Annotated in this window: 18 protein-coding genes, 1 tRNA gene and 1 pseudogene; 1 reads left to right on the top strand and 19 read right to left on the bottom strand. The window is 65.9% G+C overall.

Annotation, left to right across the window (positions count from 1 at the left end):
* Positions 1-236 precede the first annotated feature (236 nt).
* The gene (locus tag RCO28_RS30805) at positions 237-866 is read left to right on the top strand and encodes a hypothetical protein (RefSeq protein ID WP_308944589.1); all 630 of its coding nucleotides are present in this window, start codon (positions 237-239) and stop codon (positions 864-866) included.
* A 43-nt stretch (positions 867-909) separates the two neighbouring features.
* Here the strand turns inward: RCO28_RS30805 and RCO28_RS30800 are convergent, their stop codons facing one another.
* The 19 genes and pseudogenes from RCO28_RS30800 to RCO28_RS30710 all read right to left on the bottom strand — a co-directional run bounded on the left by RCO28_RS30800 (position 910) and on the right by RCO28_RS30710 (position 16966).
* Positions 910-1416, bottom strand: a complete 507-nt coding sequence (locus RCO28_RS30800; protein WP_308944588.1) for a hypothetical protein — start codon at positions 1414-1416, stop codon at positions 910-912.
* A 64-nt stretch (positions 1417-1480) separates the two neighbouring features.
* Positions 1481-3106, bottom strand: coding sequence for a hypothetical protein (locus tag RCO28_RS30795; RefSeq protein WP_308944587.1), 1626 nt, complete (start codon positions 3104-3106; stop codon positions 1481-1483).
* Positions 3107-3343: 237 nt separating this feature from the next.
* Positions 3344-4438 carry an XRE family transcriptional regulator gene (locus RCO28_RS30790; protein ID WP_308944586.1) on the bottom strand — a complete coding sequence of 365 codons (1095 nt, stop codon included), beginning with the start codon at positions 4436-4438 and terminating at the stop codon, positions 3344-3346.
* 72 nt (positions 4439-4510) lie between these two features.
* Positions 4511-5167, bottom strand: coding sequence for a hypothetical protein (locus RCO28_RS30785; protein ID WP_308944585.1), 657 nt, complete (start codon positions 5165-5167; stop codon positions 4511-4513).
* A gap of 217 nt (positions 5168-5384) precedes the next feature.
* Positions 5385-6626, bottom strand: coding sequence for a terminase large subunit domain-containing protein (locus RCO28_RS30780; RefSeq protein ID WP_308944584.1), 1242 nt, complete (start codon positions 6624-6626; stop codon positions 5385-5387).
* Between the two features lie 264 nt (positions 6627-6890).
* Positions 6891-6980 (bottom strand): annotated as a pseudogene (locus RCO28_RS39500) (hypothetical protein); the annotation flags it as partial.
* Positions 6981-7933: 953 nt separating this feature from the next.
* Positions 7934-8479 carry a hypothetical protein gene (locus RCO28_RS30770; RefSeq protein WP_308944582.1) on the bottom strand — a complete coding sequence of 182 codons (546 nt, stop codon included), beginning with the start codon at positions 8477-8479 and terminating at the stop codon, positions 7934-7936.
* 78 nt (positions 8480-8557) lie between these two features.
* A complete protein-coding gene (locus RCO28_RS30765) occupies positions 8558-8752 on the bottom strand; it encodes a hypothetical protein (protein ID WP_308944581.1) in 195 nt (64 codons plus the stop codon).
* Positions 8749-8958, bottom strand: a complete 210-nt coding sequence (locus RCO28_RS30760) for a hypothetical protein (protein ID WP_308944580.1) — start codon at positions 8956-8958, stop codon at positions 8749-8751. Before RCO28_RS30760 ends, RCO28_RS30765 begins: the two co-directional genes overlap by 4 nt.
* Positions 8955-9422 carry a VRR-NUC domain-containing protein gene (locus RCO28_RS30755; protein WP_308944579.1) on the bottom strand — a complete coding sequence of 156 codons (468 nt, stop codon included), beginning with the start codon at positions 9420-9422 and terminating at the stop codon, positions 8955-8957. The genes RCO28_RS30760 and RCO28_RS30755 overlap by 4 nt, the downstream gene beginning before the upstream one ends.
* Positions 9419-9667: a DUF6354 family protein gene (locus RCO28_RS30750; protein WP_308944578.1), complete on the bottom strand. Its 249-nt coding sequence runs from the start codon at positions 9665-9667 to the stop codon at positions 9419-9421. Before RCO28_RS30750 ends, RCO28_RS30755 begins: the two co-directional genes overlap by 4 nt.
* Complete coding sequence (locus RCO28_RS30745; protein WP_308944577.1) at positions 9664-10572, bottom strand: ParB/Srx family N-terminal domain-containing protein; 909 nt, start codon at positions 10570-10572, stop codon at positions 9664-9666. Before RCO28_RS30745 ends, RCO28_RS30750 begins: the two co-directional genes overlap by 4 nt.
* On the bottom strand, positions 10569-11954 hold the full coding sequence (locus tag RCO28_RS30740) for a hypothetical protein (protein WP_308944576.1): 1386 nt from the start codon (positions 11952-11954) through the stop codon (positions 10569-10571). The genes RCO28_RS30745 and RCO28_RS30740 overlap by 4 nt, the downstream gene beginning before the upstream one ends.
* Positions 11955-12151: 197 nt before the next feature.
* A tRNA-Gly gene (locus RCO28_RS30735) sits at positions 12152-12223 on the bottom strand.
* 339 nt (positions 12224-12562) lie between these two features.
* On the bottom strand, positions 12563-12973 hold the full coding sequence (locus tag RCO28_RS30730; RefSeq protein ID WP_308944575.1) for a hypothetical protein: 411 nt from the start codon (positions 12971-12973) through the stop codon (positions 12563-12565).
* Between the two features lie 107 nt (positions 12974-13080).
* A complete protein-coding gene (locus RCO28_RS30725; RefSeq protein ID WP_308944574.1) occupies positions 13081-13416 on the bottom strand; it encodes a hypothetical protein in 336 nt (111 codons plus the stop codon).
* Positions 13417-13679: 263 nt separating this feature from the next.
* Entirely contained in the window at positions 13680-14765 is a 1086-nt protein-coding gene (locus tag RCO28_RS30720) for a ParB/RepB/Spo0J family partition protein (RefSeq protein ID WP_308944573.1), read from the bottom strand.
* A 602-nt stretch (positions 14766-15367) separates the two neighbouring features.
* Positions 15368-16285: a recombinase family protein gene (locus tag RCO28_RS30715; protein ID WP_308944572.1), complete on the bottom strand. Its 918-nt coding sequence runs from the start codon at positions 16283-16285 to the stop codon at positions 15368-15370.
* Positions 16286-16789: 504 nt separating this feature from the next.
* Positions 16790-16966 carry a DNA-binding protein gene (locus RCO28_RS30710; protein ID WP_308944571.1) on the bottom strand — a complete coding sequence of 59 codons (177 nt, stop codon included), beginning with the start codon at positions 16964-16966 and terminating at the stop codon, positions 16790-16792.
* Positions 16967-17277: the final 311 nt, after the last annotated feature.

The following is a 17277-nucleotide window of genomic DNA, read 5'->3' as shown; positions in this document are numbered from 1 at the left end:
GCTCTGCCAGCAGGTGATGACGGTGAACTACCGCGTATGCAAGCGACCTTGTAGTCGATACGTACCCGTGGGCGTTGCATCAGCGGAGTGTAGGAGCTACCACTGACAAGACCCGTACAGGGAACCAACTGTGCGATTCCACCTGCCTGCCGACCCTCTGCACCTAAGGGACTCTGACCGCAGAGTTCGCCCATCAGCCCCCCGCCGACCTCGATCGTGATCACGTGAGGCGAAGCGTGGAGAACAGCACTCGACGCGAGCAGCTGCGTGCCGAAGCTGAACGCTTCGGTGTCGATTCTGCGGCGGTTGAGTTCGCCGTGGAGGTGATCGCCGCTGTCCAGCACCATGACCGTGACGACTATCGAGTGAGCTTCGGCGGCGACCTGACCCTGGATGAATGGCTCGCGGGCTATGGGCCCGACGGGTTCCAAAAGCTGCTCGCCTTTGCCTCCCGCAAGGCTGAGTTGGGCGAGCGCGGCCCGGCACTACTGCAGCACCTCATCGGGTCAGCCGCGATCCGCGATGCGACAGGGCAGCAAGAGCCAGATGCCCAGGAGGCCGAGGACGGGCTGGGCCTCGCTGAGAGCAGTGCTGAAAGAGAGGATCTCTCTGGTGAAGCGCCCATCGTCTTCGGCGAGCACCCTGAACTCGGCTGGATCGCTGATGGTCCGTGCGGCGGTGCCGTCGCTACCGCCCTGGAGCATGCTGGATTCGTTTACGACGAGGGCTCGCCATCCGCCGCATCCCGGCAGAGGCGGACCCTTGGGCCGTCCTACACCAGGCGGTGCCCATGCTCCAGAAGATCGAGAAGAGCTTCTTCATCCTCAGCGCTCAAGACGCGACACAGGTTGCTGGCCTGCCGCTGAGCTCTGAGTAACAGCTCGACTGGCGAGGCCATCAGCGGCTGGCTCAGTTCCCCTGGAGCTCCAGGCGGAACTTGGGGCAGACGTCGGGGTCGGCGTCCTCGTAGATCACAGTCCGTTTGCTGTCGTAAGCGACGCTCAGCATGTCCACCGTGTCCTCGGGGGCAAACTCCTTCGGTTCTTCGAAGTGCAGTTGCAGCAAGGGGTACTTGACGGTCTTCGAAGCGGGCTGGATCTCCCACGTTCCGGTGCCGTCGAAGGTGGCACCCAGGGTGTCCCGGTAGTACTCCCCGGTGGGCCAGTTGTGCACCGAGAGCGTGCCGCCGTCCTCGCCGGGCTTCTCCTTCAACACGATGCCAGCGCCGTCCGCGTCCTTGGCTCCCTCGAAGGTGCCGACAAGGTCGGAGGCACTGACCGACTTCGACTTCGGCGGGACGCAACTTGCTGCGACGCCTGCTGGCGAGCAGGCGGTCAGCGGTGCCGACAACAGCGCGCAGACGGCGGCCGCAGTGGGTATGCGACGGCTTCCCCGCCAGGTTGGGCCCCACGTCATGTCCATTCCCCTTCACTGCACCAAGAGTCCCCCCATCACCTCACCATGCCTCCAGTCGTTCCCGTCACGCGTCGGCCGCACCGTCCGCAGGTTCTGTCTCCTCAGGCTCCACCTGCCGCGCAAGGGCTGATTCTTTCTCCACTCGGAGACGGCCCAACTCAAGCCCGACCTCCGGGACGGGGAAGCCGCCTTCAGACATCATCCGCACCCCAGTCTCCAGCGACAGCACGCCAGCCTGAACCCCGCGGACCACCAGGTCCAACGTTCCCGCCTGGTCGCTGGGCAGGTACGAGCCGAAAGCCACCTCAGCGCGCGGATTCTCCCCAGCGGGCAGCACACCGCCAGCCTGGTACAGGCGCATCACCATCTTCAGCAGCAGCGCGTACTTTTCGGCCCGCGCCAACCGCATCGAGCGCACCATCGCGTCCAACGGGCCGAAGCTCAGCTGCATCGCGTACCCGGAAGGCACTTCGGACGGCGCCACCGTGCCGAGAACACTGCCCGGCAGCCGACTGATCACCGACAATCGGTCACGCAGCACCCCTACGTAGGAACGCATCTCGGCGAGCTGAGCAGACGTGTCCACCGTGCTCAACTGGCCACTCTCACCGAGCGGCCACACCACGCCCGGTGCCACCTGAACGGGCAGCGGCTGACCCGTCTTGCGATCAACAGGAAGCCGGGCCCCTGACAAACCGATGATCGGCGATCCAGTCGTCGCAGCGGCGCGTTGACTGTCGGTGTCCGCGGCACCGAGGTCGTCGAGAAGCTGGGCGGCCGACAGAAGGCTGGACTGCCCGAAGTGCTCCGGCCCGGTGATGGTGTTCGGTACATGGACGATCGGGAGGAAGTCCAGCCGTAGGTCGAGCCGATTGAGTACGTCGCCGTCGGCGTTTGTTCGGAATCGAGCGTGCTTGAGCGAGAGCGCATCGATGCTGTCGGCTCGCTGAACGTGCTCCAAGTCCCATTCGGCGTCGGTGAGATAGCACGTGCGGCTGCTCGGCTGGGGTGACCAGGGGTACTGGCGTTGAGTATTGGGTTCATCATCGATGGGGCCGAGTTCGTAAGTGACTCGCCGGAGTGTTGCCCGGCGTCCGGTGGCAGGGTCTGCTGGGACCTCCCAGGCCAGATGTACCCGCTCCGGGTACTCGTCGGCACCGAGCGCGGCGTCTGTCAGAACCGGGAAGTAGAAGCCAGGGTCGATGGTCTGCAGCACGGGGCGATTCTTGGTGCGTGACCAGGCCAGCAGGTACACGGTGTCACCCAGGAGGACAGCGGTGCGCTCGGCATGCTGCATCCGCATCCAGAGGTGCTCGGACTCTGCCCACGCTTGCACGAGATGCTCGCGCTCCCCGGAGTCGGCGTCGGCGTCGGCGTCTTGGTCGTCCCCGATCACGATCTTCGGCGTCTCGCCGAGCAAGTGGCTCAGCGTTTGATCAACGATGAGGGAGGCGTCGCCGTACTCGCGGCGGTCCTCGCCCTCGTCCCCCAGCAGGGCCGCCGCCTGATTGGTGTCGTACGCGGCAAGGACCGAGTAGGCAGCCAGACGGCGCCGGTCCGTTTCCGGAATCCACGAGGCTGCCGTGGGACCGGGGAGAGTGCTGGCTCGCCCCTTGGCTGCCTGCTGGAATGCGGGCTTGTATGAGAGGGCTCCCCAGGTATCGATGATCAGGTTGCGCCAACGACTCATGGCCAGCTCCGTTCCGGGGCACGAGGAGGGCGCAGTCTAAGTCCCGCTTTGCGTACCGCCGTTGACGCAGAGAGCTCTCCGGCCCGCGGGTTGCAGCAGGGCCTACGTCCTTCGCTGTTTCCGCGCTTGCCCGGGAACAGCTGCTCGTGCCCACGGCCCCATCCGTAGCTGCCAGTTGGACTTCGCGCCCCGAAACGCGGAGGCGTCTCGGGGTGGCCATGGCGACCCGGTCGATGCTTAGCGAACCAGGGACAGTGCCCGCGCGGGAGGGCCGGACACACCCTCGCTACCCACGTCTTTTGCTGTGACCGTGGTGGTCAGGTCGAAGAGCATCTTGTTCATCTCGTCCAGGCTGATGCCGACTTCAGAGGCCACGTCAGAGGGACTGACTCCTGTCGACCAGAGACCTTGAAAGACCTTGGTCAGGACTTGCGAGGTCTCCCGCCTCTTCATGCCCTGAGGTTCGTCAGTCCGGTATCCGCGCTTGCTCAGCTCCGCGCACACTGACCGGTACTGCCAGTCGCTGAGCAGGTCCAGGTCGTGCATGCGATAGGTCAGGGCCATGGCGGACACCTTCCAGATGCGCTTGCCCTTGAGGATCTGATCAACGTGCGCCCCGGCGGGCATGTGCCCGAGGACGCTGGATTCGGGCATGAGGAAGGCACTGGCAAACGTGTTCGCCTGCCGTTCGGCCTCGGGGCCCGTGCAGTGGTGATCGCTACCGTGCATGACCAGGTGCCCGAGCTCGTGCGCAGCATCGAAGCGCCCGCGCTCCGGTGACTTCATCATGTTCAGGAACACGAAGGGCGTAGTCCCGCGCCATACCGCGAAGGCATCGACCTCCACATAGTCCGGCGCAAGCGAGAAGACGCGAATGCCATGAGCCTCAAGGAGGTGGACCATGTTGGGTGCGGGGGCGCAGCCGAGTCCCCAACGCGTCCGGAGCATCTCGGCAGCGGTCTCCGGGTCGGGCTTGCCGAGCGATGGGATATCTGGATGCGGGAGCCGGAAGCGCTGGTTGATCCACTCGTAGAGTTCGGCGGCGAGGGTGCCGGCGGAGCGGGCTGCTTCTAGCGTGCGTGGCGGTGTCTTGGTCCGAGCTCGCCAGGAGATGCCCTCTGCGGGCAGTTCGTCGATCTCCGGACCGTGGAAGAAGCTCTCCGGGAAGTCGACCGCGGAGGCTAGGCGCGCGATGGTGGCCGGGCGCGGGGTGGTCCGGCCGGTCTCGTAGTTGGACAGGCTCTGCAGGGAGACACCCGCACGCTGGGACAGCTCCGCGAGCGTCAGTCCACGGCGCTTTCTGGCCAGCGTGATACGGGATGGAGTCACCATAGTGAGACTGCCTCAGTGTTCGGTGGTGCGCGGTGCGGCACCGGGTGGCCCGGCACCGCACGTCTGTGGACGTCAGCGGAAATCGACCTGGATGTCGATCTCGTCGGGTCCATCATCGTCCGACAGTTCGATTCCGTCCATCTCGATGACGGGCAGAGGGATACGCCTCTTCCAGTCCACGACGAACCCGCGCTGCACCTGCCCCGGCAGCGAAAGCTCGCTGTGGATCCGTACCGCGTCACCTGTCTGAACGCGGTAGGACACCAGGAACCAGAGCTGGAGCTCGGCCGACTCCTCGGTGTCGAGCAGAACCTCTTTCGAGGCTGTCGGACGGGGGAACAGCTCGAGCTGAGTGTTCTTCTCCGCCGCCCTCTGTGTAGCCGCTCCACGGCGGTGGAGGTTCGTCGGGTGCAAGCGGCGGTCACCCGTTGCCGCGTCGCCCACCATCACGCCGATTGCCCGGGTGCGGGCGGGGTTGCAGACCACTTCCAAGTGGTCGTGCACGAGCCGCTTCCAGCCCGCGTGGCGAATGTGCGCCTCTCGTATGAGTCGCACGTGCTCCTGGTATGCACGGGTCCCCGGGGTGTTTGACGGGTGGTTCGGCGCTGCCGTTCGCCGCGCGGCCTCGCCTGCGTGGAGGGCCGGGTGCAGGTAATCGAGCTTGGTGCCGAGTGTGGCGAGCTGCGCGTGGACGTCATCAGGATCGGGCGCAGCGAGGGGCAGAACCATGAAGCCTCCGGTTGAAGTCGACCACAAGACCTTATAAGAACGGTACCGCATCTGCGGCGGTGAATTTATAACCTGTCTCCTCGTGTGGCGGGGACTTGGTGGTGTGGGCGGCCACGGTTCGCCGCCCTCATGCGGCCAGCCCGCCGCCGAGAGCCCGAGGGGGATTACGCCTTGAACAAGCTGACTGTAGGCATCGGCGCCTTGCTCCGTGGAGCTGTCAGCGGCGCCCGGTGAGCCGTTCGTCCGTTGGTCGTGACGGGGCGCCAGGCGCCGAAGAATCCAGGAACAGATCCGTCAGCGCCCAAACCGCCGAGTCCAACAGATCCGGCGACTTCTCCTCGTGTTCGCTGGCTCCGACGTACGCCGTCATCTGCTCCTCAAGCGCCGCGAACGTACGCGCCGGACCGGCGTGCGTGATCCTGGACTGCTCGTACAGCATCGCAACCGGGGCCGCACGTGCCCGCTTGTTGCGCGTGGCGTGGACGATGCGCCACTGCACTGTCGGGTCGACTGCTTCAAGGAGCGCCGGGAGGTACTCGCCTCCGTTGTTGGCCTCGATGACCACGCAGTCCGCCTGGTGCTCGTGGTAGAGCGTGGCTGCGCGACGCATCGCCGCTGTGGGGGTGTAGCGGTCCTGCTCGGTATGGAGGAGATAGCCGCGGGGGCGGCGGTCGCCGTACATCTGCTCCAGGGGGTACGAGCGGCCGGCCACCGTGAAGGCCGTGAAGTCGGCGTCCTCGGCCGTCGTGACCGCTGGGTCCACCGCGACGACCAGGCGGTCGAGCGGCGGGACGGCGGCACGGGCAACACGGAAGCCCTCGACCTCGAACATCCACTGCTTCCACAGCGCGCCCTCGACATCCTCCAACAGCACGCCGTCCAACTCCTGTTGGCCGAGCCGGGTCCCGCCGTACTCGGAGTCGAGCTCGGCGAGTGCGGCCGCGGAGAGGTTGGCGCGGTTGTCCTCCATGCGCCCGGTGGTCAGTACGACGCCCGGGCGGGAGGCTGATGGCGTCGTACGGCCGCGTTCAACCAGGCGCCGGATGTGTGGGAGCGGCTTGGGGGTGGTGGAGATGACCACCTGCGGGCTCGGGGCCTCACGCAGGCAGAACCAAAGCATGTCGTACACGGACTGCGCGGTGTGCCGGTTCCACGCCGCGTACTCGTCCAGCCAGCCCTTGTCGAAGGCGAAGCCACGCAGGTTGTCGGGGGTCTCGGCGCCGAAGCCGTAGATCGCCGAGCCGTTCTTCAGGCGGAGGGTCGTCAGGCCGTTTCCTGGGCTGTAGCGGCGGATGTCCTCGGGCGGGATCACCGCGAGGAGGCCGGACTTGGGGGACTCGAAGCAGATCTCCTTGACCAGCGTGGCATTCTTCGCGACAACCGCGATCATCGTGCCAGGCGTCGTAGCCCAGTCTCGTACGGCCTCGGCGGCGGTTCGGGTGTTGTGTGTGGGGATCATCCCCTCACCCGCCAGATACATGCGGTGGGGCGAGTCGACCGACAGGCACCGCATCGGTTGTGGAGGAATCGGCTCCGCACGGACGATCATTCGGTGGTGATTGCGGAGCTGTTGGGGTGCCCTGCCGAGAGCATGTCGGTCCTGCTTCCGGGGAAGCCGGAACACCGGGATTGTGGACCTCCATGCCACCCGCCACCGAGGCCCGTGATCCTTGCCCGCGTGCCTGGCGCGCTCCTCGTACACCCGTGGCTTCTGCCCCAGCGATCGGGCGAGCTCTACGACAGCGTCAGCAAGTTGGCGTTTCGTGGTGCAGAACTCGACCTTCGAAGCCTCGGCATACCCGTCCGCGTCCATCAAACCCGCGAGCAGATCCATGCGCTGCTGCCGAGAGGCCCGCAGGTAGACGCCTGGTACGTGCTTGTTGGCAAGTACGCCCAGGGTTCGAAGCCGCGGAAGCAGCCTGCTGATCGACCAACGAGGGCAGAATCCCTCGCGATGCTCTACCTGAAGCACCGGATGGCCAGCCGCTTCGAAGGCGGCGGGAACTTCTTCGTCGGCCGACGTGATGACTGCCTGCCCGCTGTCGCCATCTCCGAGCCAGACACCAAAAAGGTAGGGATCAACCGGGAGTTCGGCTTCAGGGAGCTCCAGCGGCCCGCAGGTCGGCACCGCGTGATTCGTGTCGCCGCGTTTGCCGACAGTGATGGTGTCGACGATCTGCTGCGTGGTCACCATGCGAGGCCCACTGCCGTCAGACCGTCCGATGCCCCACCTCCCGGGCGCTCTCCAGGACGGCCAGTCTTCCGGGAACTGGCCATCGGTCCCCGCAGACCGATTGAGAGCCTTGCGCGCCGCCGAGTCCCATGTGACCCATTGGTGGTCCGCGCAGGCATCGATCGTCGTGCCGTCTGAAAAGTGCAACCGGTACGCGCGGTCGGGCACAGCATCGAACACTGCCGTAACCGTGCACGGACGCCCGGACTCGTCGAATACCTGGTCGCCGACGCGGAGTTCACCATTCTTCTTCCAGCCGTTCGGCGTGGGGATGACTGTGTCCACGGCCAGCATCTTTCCCCAGCCGCGTCCAGTGAGAAGGAGCCACGAAGTCCATTCACTCGCAGGAGTGTGCTGGCTGCCGCGGGCGTGGTGATGGAGCCAGCCTTCGTGTGGCAGTCCGTCGCACTCCTGACGGTCGCAGGCCCAGCGGCGGGCTGCCTGGACGTCTGCCTCCAGGAGCGCGGCGACCTCGTGATGCAGCTGGGCATCTGACATGACGGCCGGGTTCGGGAGGGAGGCCCCTCTGTCCGTCATGACGCACCGCTTCCCAACACCCCGATACGGGCTTCGAGTTCACGTCGGAGTTGTTCCATCCGCGCTCGACGTTCCTCATCACTCAGACCGGACACGTCCGCTACGTCGATGGCGGAAGGGCTGTTGGCAGCGACCTCAGTGAGATCGATCCCGTAGGCCTGGCGCTCGATGCGGACCGTGACCTCCAGCCAGCGGATCACATCGGACGGGCTGAGCCGCGCGGGATCGAGCTGTTGCAGCTGTGCGACGAGCTTGGCCTGCGCGGCCGAGGCGAGGCGGGCGTGGCGGCGGGCGACCTCGCGAGCGGCTTGCTGGCGTTCGGTGCGCCACAGCCGGTCCTGCTCGCGGTCCCATGCCTCTGCACGCAGCACCCACTGATGCCCAACGGACCAGCGTTCGATCAGGCTGCGGTTCTTACGAACCGTATTGGTGACCTTGCCGAGACTGCGAGACAGACCGAGGTCGCGATAGCAGGCAAACGCCTCCCACGCGGCGGCCGACTCACCCGGCTGCCGCTCCCACTCTTCGGCCCGCTCTGCCATGACCGGCTGCTGCTCCTACCTTCCGCCCTCCGGATCGTCCTCGTGTCCGCCTAACTCGTCCGATGTGCGCACGCCTCGTCAGCGGGTCCGCAGTTCCTGGTCCAGAAGACCGAGCTTGTCGAGCAAGGAGCTCACGTCGTCCCGACGCTCGGCCTGGCTGCCGCCCGTGGCGTGCGCTGCCACGTACAGAGCCGCCCTTCGACGGACCTCGACCGGCAGCGGCGTCACCGAGAGTGTGCGCTGCCAGCCGACGTTGTCCTTCGCCAGGTTCATCGCTCGCCCTCCGAGGCCGGGGCCAAGTCCTCAGGTTCCAGGCCCCCTTCAAGGAGCTGGGCGAGTTGCTCAGCCGTACGAGACGGGCCGTCGGCCAGGTGCTCGGTGAGGGAGCGCGCCAGGCGTGCGGCAGCCCGGTGGACGGTCGTCAGCTGGTCGATCTCGGCGTGCAAGCGGCTGCTCTCAGCGGCGTACGGGCAGGTCACGACGTGGGCCTCCGGAAGCTCGGCGGCAGGATGGCGCGCTGCCGGGCGGGACCCAGAACGCGCAGCACCGTGTGCAGGTCGCTCGGCCGCCACAGGGCGACCTCGAAGCCGGAGTCGGACAGGTGGGCCAGCCATGCGCGCTGTGCGGGGCGGAGGCGGCCGTCGTCGGTCTTGAACTCGATGAAGAGCGTGCGCCGTTGCTTGATGTGCCCGAAGACCTCGTCCGGCCAACCAGCATCGGAACGGCGCGAGTCGGCCGTGTGGTACTGGAGCTGCCAGCTGTACCGCGTGGCTATCTCGCGGACCTGCCTGCGCCACTGCTCTTCGCTCGCGCCGCCCTGTGCTCGCTCGGCGGAGACCGCATCGCGGGGGTAGCGCTCGGCCTCGAGCTGGTCCAGAGAGCCGTAGCGCTCCTTGAGCAGCTTCGCGTAGAGCTGCTGTTCCGCACGCGTAGCCGGGTTCATGAGCCGCCTTCCACACGTGTGCCGTCATGGCGGTAGAGCAGGGTGTAACCGGTGCTCGTGGGCCGCATGCGTTCCAGAAGGATCCTGACGGTGTGGCCGACCGCGCCACCGGCTGCGGGAGAGGTGAGGACGGCGCACTGCGCGTGCCGCGCGGATACGGCAAGCACCCGCAGGGAGCGGCCGGCCATCGGCTTGTAGTTGTCGATCCAGACCTGACCTGGACGGACCTCATCGGTATGCGTCATCCCGTCGCCCCGGCGAGGTAGTCGGCCGCCCACAGCACCAGGGCGCGCCAGCGGTGCCCGGTCTCGATCTCGCCGTCCCGCTCCATCCGGTCGATGGCCTGCTGGACGACGGCCGCCGCATCCGCCGGCATGGTGCGCGTCGCAAGCACCGTCTCGATGGGGGCGCTGCCCTTGCGCGTGGCAAGGAGTGCGTCGGGGTCGTACCAGCCATCGGAGAGTTCGCCGAGGTGTCGCTCGACCATCGCAAGCAGGATCGCGAATGCGGCGGCGACATTGCCGATGTTGTGCGCGCCCTTCACCGAGTCCAAGGTGTCGAGAACGGCTTCGTATTGATCGATGCGCGCCAGCCAGCGGGCGTCCGCAGAGGCCGTCTTACGAGCTGCTTCCAGGGCCCGCTCCGCCGCCTCCTTCTCGTCGGGCAGGAACACGATCTGCACCGTGGCGAAGTCGAGGTTGGCCTCGGCCAGGCTCGGCACACTGACCTCTTCGAGGAGTTCCAGGGTCTTGTCGTCCAGGCCCGAGTACAGGCGCATGGAGACGTCCTCCAGCTCGTCGTACAGCGCCCTGAGGGTGGCCGGATCGTCCTCGCCCGTGATCGCGTTGTGCGACAGCTGAAGCGCGATTTGCCGTTGCCGGGGGAGCGGCTCTGTGATCTCCATCCACCAGATCCGCTCAAGGCCGGCCTCGATCGCCGCCTTGGTGCGGTGGTTGCCGGACAGGACGATGCGCCGACCGGAACCAGCGTCGTTCCACACCAGGGGAGTAGAGGTCAGGGTTCCGTCGTCACGGATGTTCGTGACGAGCCGCTGGAACTGCTCGTGCCGCATGAACCGGGCGTTCACGTCCAGCAGCGTCAGGTCGCGCGGGTCACCCTCGACCATGCGGGGCTTGAGTGGCTCACTCACCTCGGGTCTCCACCTGCGGTCTCCTCGTTCCTCTCCAGTTCGGGTCCCTTGAGTCCCTCTGCCTGCCCGTGCCGGTCACGCCATCGCCCGTACCCCTCGGCGAGCGACCAACGGCCGAGCTCGGCGCCGTAGTCGAGCTGGTAGCGATACGCCGGATCGGTCGACTCCTTACGGGAGTTGAGGTGCAGCAGGCCGCGGTACTTCATCGACACCGGCCGCTGGGTGAAGGCCGTCGTGTTCAGCCGGGTCAGGCGGGTGTTCATGGTGCGCTGAGCCAAAAACTGCGCCTCCTTCGACAGGGCCGCGTACAGCACGAGCTTCGCGAGACGGCCGTACGAAGTGGGCGCCACCGGGAAGTCGGACAGCAGGTACACGTTGTGCGGGTCGTACTTCGGCGTGGAGAACGCGAACGCCCCCACCACGACCCCGTCGACCAGGACCGCGAGCGCCATCGTCGGAGTGCCGGGCCGGATGTTGTGGTTCATGTACTGCGACCGCAGGGTCGCGAACTGCCCCATGCTCAGCGGCGCGATCGCGAGCCGGTCACCGAGGCACTGCCCTGGTACGAGCCGTGGAGCCTTGACCAACTCCAGCCGCTGGGACGGCCGTACGATCCGCGACCGCGGAACGGACGAGTAGACGTTGATCGGCAGACCACGGTTCGCAGTCTGGACCTGACCGCGCAGGTGGCCGCCCAGCTCCTCGACGTCGAAGTGCAGTCCGAGCACCCAGTGCGGCCGGTCCGTGATGCGCTCCACCAGCGTCTGCTTCGCCGCATCGTCCAGCGTCGGGTACTCCGGCGCCGGCCATTGCAAGTGCTTGTCGAGGGCCGCGAACTGCGACTCGTAGTCCCCGGCGAAGAACGGCGGGAAGGCCACCACGGGGGCATCGCCGGGAACCTGCTCCGCAAGCCATTGATTGACGTCCATGGCCGCGTACGAGGCCAGTGCCAGCGGCAGTGCCTCGATCTTCGCAACCGTCTTGGCGTGCAGCTCGGGGAACTGATGCCGGTAGGCCGCCAACATGCGCCCGTAGTACGGGTGATCGTCCCGGCCGAGCCATTGGAAGAACCGTGAGCCGAGGAGTACGACGGCCAGCGTCCCGGCCCGGCCGTCCATGTACGAGTCCAGCCAGTCGAGTTGGGGTGTGGACTCTGCCCGCAGGGTGATGGGCAGTTCCTGTCCGGCGAGGTACCAGCCGATCGCCGACGAGTAGAGCTGCACGTCGCAGCCATGCAGTCGGAAGCCGGAGTCGTGCAGGACTCGCTCGATCGTGAAGTTGCCCGAGCAGCCGACGTAGATGTCCTCGGCCTGCCCGGCCCAACTGGCCGTGTGCTCATGGATGATCGCGCGGAGGTCGGCGGGGATCGATCCGTGAAACATCGAGCCTCCGACTGAGGGTGCCGACTTACTTAGTTAGTTAGATAGTTAGAACGGGGTGGGATGCGGGCCCGGAGGGGCAGGGGGCTGGTCCTGCCGTGCTGGACCGCCTGGGAACCAGGAGGCGCGGGGGACGCCTGGAGGGTTGGTTCCGGGGGCTGGTCGGCTCCGCACCACGAACCCGTGCGGACGCATCCTCGAGCGCCGGGCCCGACTCGAACGGGCTCCTCCCCGCCGGGGGCGGGGCGTGCTGCCAGGTGCACTACCGGCGCGCGGCGATACCCGCCCCGAAGGGCGGGCTCTCACCAACAAGCAAACGCTATCAGACGGAGTACTGTCTATACGTATGGAGAGCGCGGATTGCCGCGCTCGCCAATCGAGCGACCCCGGGACGCCTGGGGGTGATTGCTACTCGTCAGCCTCAGTGAGGCTCATCAAGTCGATCGTCCCGTACGGGCAATCCTCAACCGCTCTGGCCTTACCGGCCTTCGGGCGGACAGGCGGCGCTTCGAACAACTCGCCCTGGCCGGGAGGGGCGGGCTTCGGCTCGGTCGGCTTCTCGAAGTCCTCCCTTGCCATCTCGGCCCAATTGCGCCTTTCAGGAGCGCAGTTCACATCAACACCCCCTGCTCATACGCGGGCCCCAGCGGGCCGAGTTCCCTGACCTGGCCGCCAGTCCGTTCCTGCCACCAGGCAGCGAACATGCGCCGATGACACCACTCGCCCGGCTCGGCCAAGTCCTCGAAACACAGCAGTACCAACCGCAGGTCTCCGGCCGCGACGGCGATCCGCTGAAACCGTGCCGCCAACGCTTCGACCCCGCAACGATCGAGCTGCGCCCGGTAGGCCAACTCGAACTCCGCACGCCCCGAGCCGAAGTACGCCCGGCTCGGAGCGAGTTCAGTCACCTTGTGGTCCAGGGAGTAGGGCAATGCCCATCGGGGAGGCGACAGGGTGATGCGTACCGGCACCCCCATCTCCGCCTTGAAATCGCGGTACCTGTGCGTGAATAGCTCGAACATCCTCAACCCTCCACCGCCCGCACCGCTCGCTCCACGGCCGGGCGTCGATACGACCTGACGGCCCGGGGTGACCGATTGGGTCCCACCGAGCCGCTTTGGCCAGTTGACTAACCCTGCTCGTTCTCGCCGTGGCCCCAATGGTCACGGAATACCCTCAGGGCCGCACTCGACTGGGCAGTCCACTCGCGGTGGAGGCCTTCGAACCCGCGGGTCGTGTCCTGGTGGTGCTCCTGAAGCTCCCGGATGTGTTCGCAGGTCGCCCCTTCCTCGATGGCTTGCGCGAGGGCCCCCGTTACCTGAGCCAGTTCCCGGCCAGCTACTCCGAGTCGACGAGCCGTTTCCCTGCTCTCGTTCGCGAAGGCCAAGGCGATCTCGGAGCTTCCGTCCTTCGGGCCCTTCATGGTGGGCTCGTACGTGACCCCGTGGAACGTGAATGCGTACATGGCATTCCCTTCTGCACTTGTCGAATAGAGCTAACTTCTGGGCAATATAATTCTATTCTGCATCAACTTTGCTCGACAAGTGTTTTTGTTCATTGAAGGTCCAAGAATTCCGCCCCCGACAGTGCGCGAGCCGCGCTCCGCAGAATTCAGGATCACCCCACTTCAGCCCCACTTTCGCCCTACCCCGGAGGCGGGTAGCTCCCTTACACGCGTGTGGCCGGGGCTCGCTCGGAGCCCCGGCCACACGCTGCGCAACCGCCCTCTCAGGCAGCCTCGGTGACGCTCTCGCTCAGCTCCTGCTCGGCCGCCGCAGTGAGCTCGGCGAGCTCCCTGGCCGCCTCGGCCAGCTCAGCCTCGGTGGGCTCCTCTGCGACCACGGCATCGGCCTCTGGAGCGTCCCGCTCGTCGCCGTTCTCCTGGTCGCCGTCGACCTTGAGATCGGGACGCACGGTCAGCTGCTTGGCCTCCGACATCGCCTTGGCCTTGCGCAGCTTCTTCACCGACTCGGCCGCCGCCTTGCGTACGCGCTCGATCGCGTCCAAGTGCTTGCCGACCTCGCCCTCGAACAGCTCCGCGAGCTCGGTCGGAGTCTTGCCCGCCAGTTCCTGCAGAAGGGCGCCAGCGCGCTCCACGTGATCGACCTTGCCCTTGGCCTGCTTACGCTCCTTGACCTTCTCCTCCTTCTCCTTCTCCGACAGCTCCTTGTCCGAGAAGAAGCCCTCCTGCTTCTCCTTCATCCGCATCGCCTGCGCGAAAGTCGAGGCGTCCGTCTCCGACCTGAAGTCACCCTTCATGTAACGGATGACGGCAGCCTTCTGATTGGCCGGAGTGAGCCGGGAGAGGTGCCACGCGAAGTCCGGCTTGATCTTCCCGTCGGCTACGAGCGCCGCGATATCGGTCGTGAGGTTGAGCAGGTCCATGCGCCACTTCACGTAGTCCGGCGTCTTGCCGAACATTTCAGCAATGCGCTCCGCGGAGTGCCCGAACCCGACCAGATCCGCGTACGCCTGCGCTTCCTCCATGAGCGTCATGTCGGCGCGGCCGACATTCTCCGAGATGCTCATCACGAACGCCTTCTCGTCGTCGACGCTCTTGACGACCTGGCCCTTGATGGTGGTGGCGTCGTCCACGAGGTGCATCGCCCGCCAGCGACGCTCGCCCATGATGATCTGAAACTTGCGCTTCCCCTTCGGCCGGCGGACCACAATCGGCTGGAGCTGGCCAACCTCTTCGAACTGCGCGGCCAATTCCTTCAGCTTGCCCTCATCGAAGAACTTGCGGGGCTGGTCGGGGTTGGGCTCGACCTGGTCGAGAGGGATGTCCAGGACTTCGGTCTTGGTGGCGTTCACGTGTGTCACTTCCTCGCACTCTGAGGGCTCAAAGAGGTGTTCTTTGAGGTGATGACATCACTTTATTTCTAAACGATCTTTACCGTCAATTCTTTTGCATCATAAAGGTGCAGGGAAAATGCCTCTCGCCCGGCGGTCCCGGATCGGCAGGGCGGGGCGAGAGGTTCACCGCGAGGGCTTCACATCTTGACCGCAGAAGACTTCACATTGTCTCCACGAGTGCAGAGTCCAAAAGAAGAGCCCCGAGGCTTACGTGTCGGGGTCGGCGTCCGCCCCGCCGAGAACCTTGAGCATGTCGTCCAAGTCGATCCCTCCGTCCCATGAGTCCGCCCTCGCCCTGCACGCCTCGGCGTCTTCGGCGCCTGCTCCCAGTGGCGAGTCGCCCGCTTCCACGTTCCAGCCCCTTGCTCCCAGGCGTGATCTCGAGGCCCACGCTGCGATCCATCGGCCCGCACGGTAGGTGCGCGCAGCCATGCCGACGGCATGTGCCAACCGCGCTACGAGTCGATGGGGCGTCAGGTTATGTCGCGCCCGCAATCGTGCGCAAACACCTGTACGAACTGCGTACAGGAGCCGAACTGCCCCTCTGCGCTGGCAACTTCCTATCGGAAGACGATGTTGAAGCGCTGCTCGTCGAACTTGTTGGAACCCCGCTTGGCGGCCGGCTCCACCCGTACTTCGCGGATCACGAGCTGCAGGAAAGCGCGCCGCTGCTCATCGCCCGCCGTGTTCTCCCACCAATCCCTGATCGCTTCCTCGGTCAACTCAGGAAGCTGGCCGAGGTACTTGCCGCGCTGCCTTGTCTCCTGGGCCGCCTTGCGAGCTGCATCCAGGCTGGCCTTGGCTTGCTTGTACTCCTGCAGCGTCAGGCCGTTGGCCCCCAGCTCACCGGCCAACTCGCCCTTTCTCTTGTCGAGTTGAGCGAGTTCAACCGCGGCCGCCTCAGCCTCGCGCTTCAGCTCGTCACGCAACTTGGCCAGCTTGTCGAGAGTGTTGGGCCGGGAGAGCCTGGCCAGAGCTCGATCAGACACGTACGCATCGAGTGGCGCGGCGGAAATCCAGATCTTGCCGCAGCCCTCCGCCTCGCACTGATAGCCGCGCACGCCCTTGGACGTCGATCGTGAGACGAGGGTCGTGTCACTCAGGTCGCACTTCGCGATCCCGCCGGAAAGCAGATAGGTGTGCTGCGGTACCTGGCCGCGCTCTCGCTCCGCGAAGTGGCGGTCGATCGCCTCGAACAACTCGCGGTCCATCAGCGGCTCGGTGACGCCAGGCACCAACTCGCCCTCGGCGTTGCGCCGTAGTCCGGCGACTGCCGGATTCCGCAGCCGACGGCGCAGGGACGTCGGCGACCACGGGCGCCCGGCCACCGTCGGCCCTGCGGTCTCCGTCATCCACGCGGCGACGCCCCCCAGCGTCGCCCCTTCTTCCTCGAGGAGCTTGCGCGCAGCGGCCACCAAGTACTCGGCCTCGCGCGGGACCTTGGTGATTCCATCGTTCTCGTGGCCGTAAGCCCTCATAACCTCTCCAGCCCAACTTCCCCCACGTACGTGACAAAAGGGTATGACAAGTCCCTCCACTGTCATCCCTAGATGTCCGATCCGACGAGCGGCCCAGCCACTCCGGCTTGGACTAAATTCCAGCCTCGGGCGGACTGTAGTAACCCGTCACGCACTGAGTCTATTGAGATCCAACGATCGTTGGTTCGACGTCGGTGACACCCATACCCGCAGGTCAGCCCATACGTTCATGCGCAAGCAAGGCCCCCACCTGCGAAAAGCGCAGGTGGGGGCAGTCAGTACTCATGTCAACCGGTTGACACGGCTCAAGGCGTCACGCCCGGTGCACCCTGAAGAGGCGGTTGCGGCCTCCCTGAGCCCAGTGGCGCAGATCACAATCAATGCCCAGTCAAGCGGACCCGCATGAGCACCTACGAACGTTCCTAGGTGCTCACGAAGTTGTGCACCGAGCCGTATGGCACAGACTCGCCGGCACGCGGCACATGCTCCCGCTTCGGGAGCCGCTCACGGGGTGACGCCCAGCGCCTTCCACAGATCTGTCGCCAGCACTCGCCTCGCACCCCCGTAGTCGTGCACCGGTACGGGGAACGCGTCAGCGTTGACCAGGTCGTACGTCTTGTTCCGCCCGAGGCTGAACGCCTTGCCGGCCGTCACCACGTCGACGGCGACCGGTAGAGCCAAGAGCTCCTCACGTGTCATCACGCTGGCCCCACCGCCAAGGGGCTGGGGCGGGTGGCTGGAAAGTGTCGATGGGGCATGTTCGGGCACTCCCGTTTCGCCCCCGCGCCTCCCGGACCGCCACGGATGACTCTAGATTCTCCTTCGGGCGGCGACAAGATCGGAACGCAGTACGTGCTCTTAGCTAGCACGTGTGTCTCTACGTACGCAGATCAAGGTCTGGCTGCAGTAGAAATCTCTGTGGCTTGTGCATCGCAAAATGGCGCTGATCTGTCTCTACGTATGATCACGAGCGCCGCCGCAAGTCAGCACAC

The organism is Streptomyces sp. LHD-70 (genome assembly GCF_031157275.1).
Classification (GTDB): domain Bacteria; phylum Actinomycetota; class Actinomycetes; order Streptomycetales; family Streptomycetaceae; genus Streptomyces.
The sequence above is the reverse complement of the archived record's forward strand: the minus strand, read 5'-3'. Positions and strand labels throughout refer to the sequence as shown.

Bases quoted from the DNA above. Each gene is read 5' to 3' on its own strand.
- RCO28_RS30780 (WP_308944584.1), bottom strand. From the start codon at position 6,626: ATGATCCCCACACACAACACCCGAACCGCCGCCGAGGCCGTACGAGAC.
- RCO28_RS30715 (WP_308944572.1), bottom strand. From the start codon at position 16,285: ATGAGGGCTTACGGCCACGAGAACGATGGAATCACCAAGGTCCCGCGC.
- RCO28_RS30740 (WP_308944576.1), bottom strand. From the start codon at position 11,954: ATGTTTCACGGATCGATCCCCGCCGACCTCCGCGCGATCATCCATGAG.
- RCO28_RS30785 (WP_308944585.1), bottom strand. From the start codon at position 5,167: ATGGTTCTGCCCCTCGCTGCGCCCGATCCTGATGACGTCCACGCGCAG.
- RCO28_RS30795 (WP_308944587.1), bottom strand. From the start codon at position 3,106: ATGAGTCGTTGGCGCAACCTGATCATCGATACCTGGGGAGCCCTCTCA.
- RCO28_RS30750 (WP_308944578.1), bottom strand. From the start codon at position 9,667: ATGACGCATACCGATGAGGTCCGTCCAGGTCAGGTCTGGATCGACAAC.
- RCO28_RS30755 (WP_308944579.1), bottom strand. From the start codon at position 9,422: ATGAACCCGGCTACGCGTGCGGAACAGCAGCTCTACGCGAAGCTGCTC.
- RCO28_RS30770 (WP_308944582.1), bottom strand. From the start codon at position 8,479: ATGGCAGAGCGGGCCGAAGAGTGGGAGCGGCAGCCGGGTGAGTCGGCC.
- RCO28_RS30765 (WP_308944581.1), bottom strand. From the start codon at position 8,752: ATGAACCTGGCGAAGGACAACGTCGGCTGGCAGCGCACACTCTCGGTG.
- RCO28_RS30725 (WP_308944574.1), bottom strand. From the start codon at position 13,416: ATGTACGCATTCACGTTCCACGGGGTCACGTACGAGCCCACCATGAAG.
- RCO28_RS30730 (WP_308944575.1), bottom strand. From the start codon at position 12,973: ATGTTCGAGCTATTCACGCACAGGTACCGCGATTTCAAGGCGGAGATG.
- RCO28_RS30790 (WP_308944586.1), bottom strand. From the start codon at position 4,438: ATGGTGACTCCATCCCGTATCACGCTGGCCAGAAAGCGCCGTGGACTG.
- RCO28_RS30800 (WP_308944588.1), bottom strand. From the start codon at position 1,416: ATGACGTGGGGCCCAACCTGGCGGGGAAGCCGTCGCATACCCACTGCG.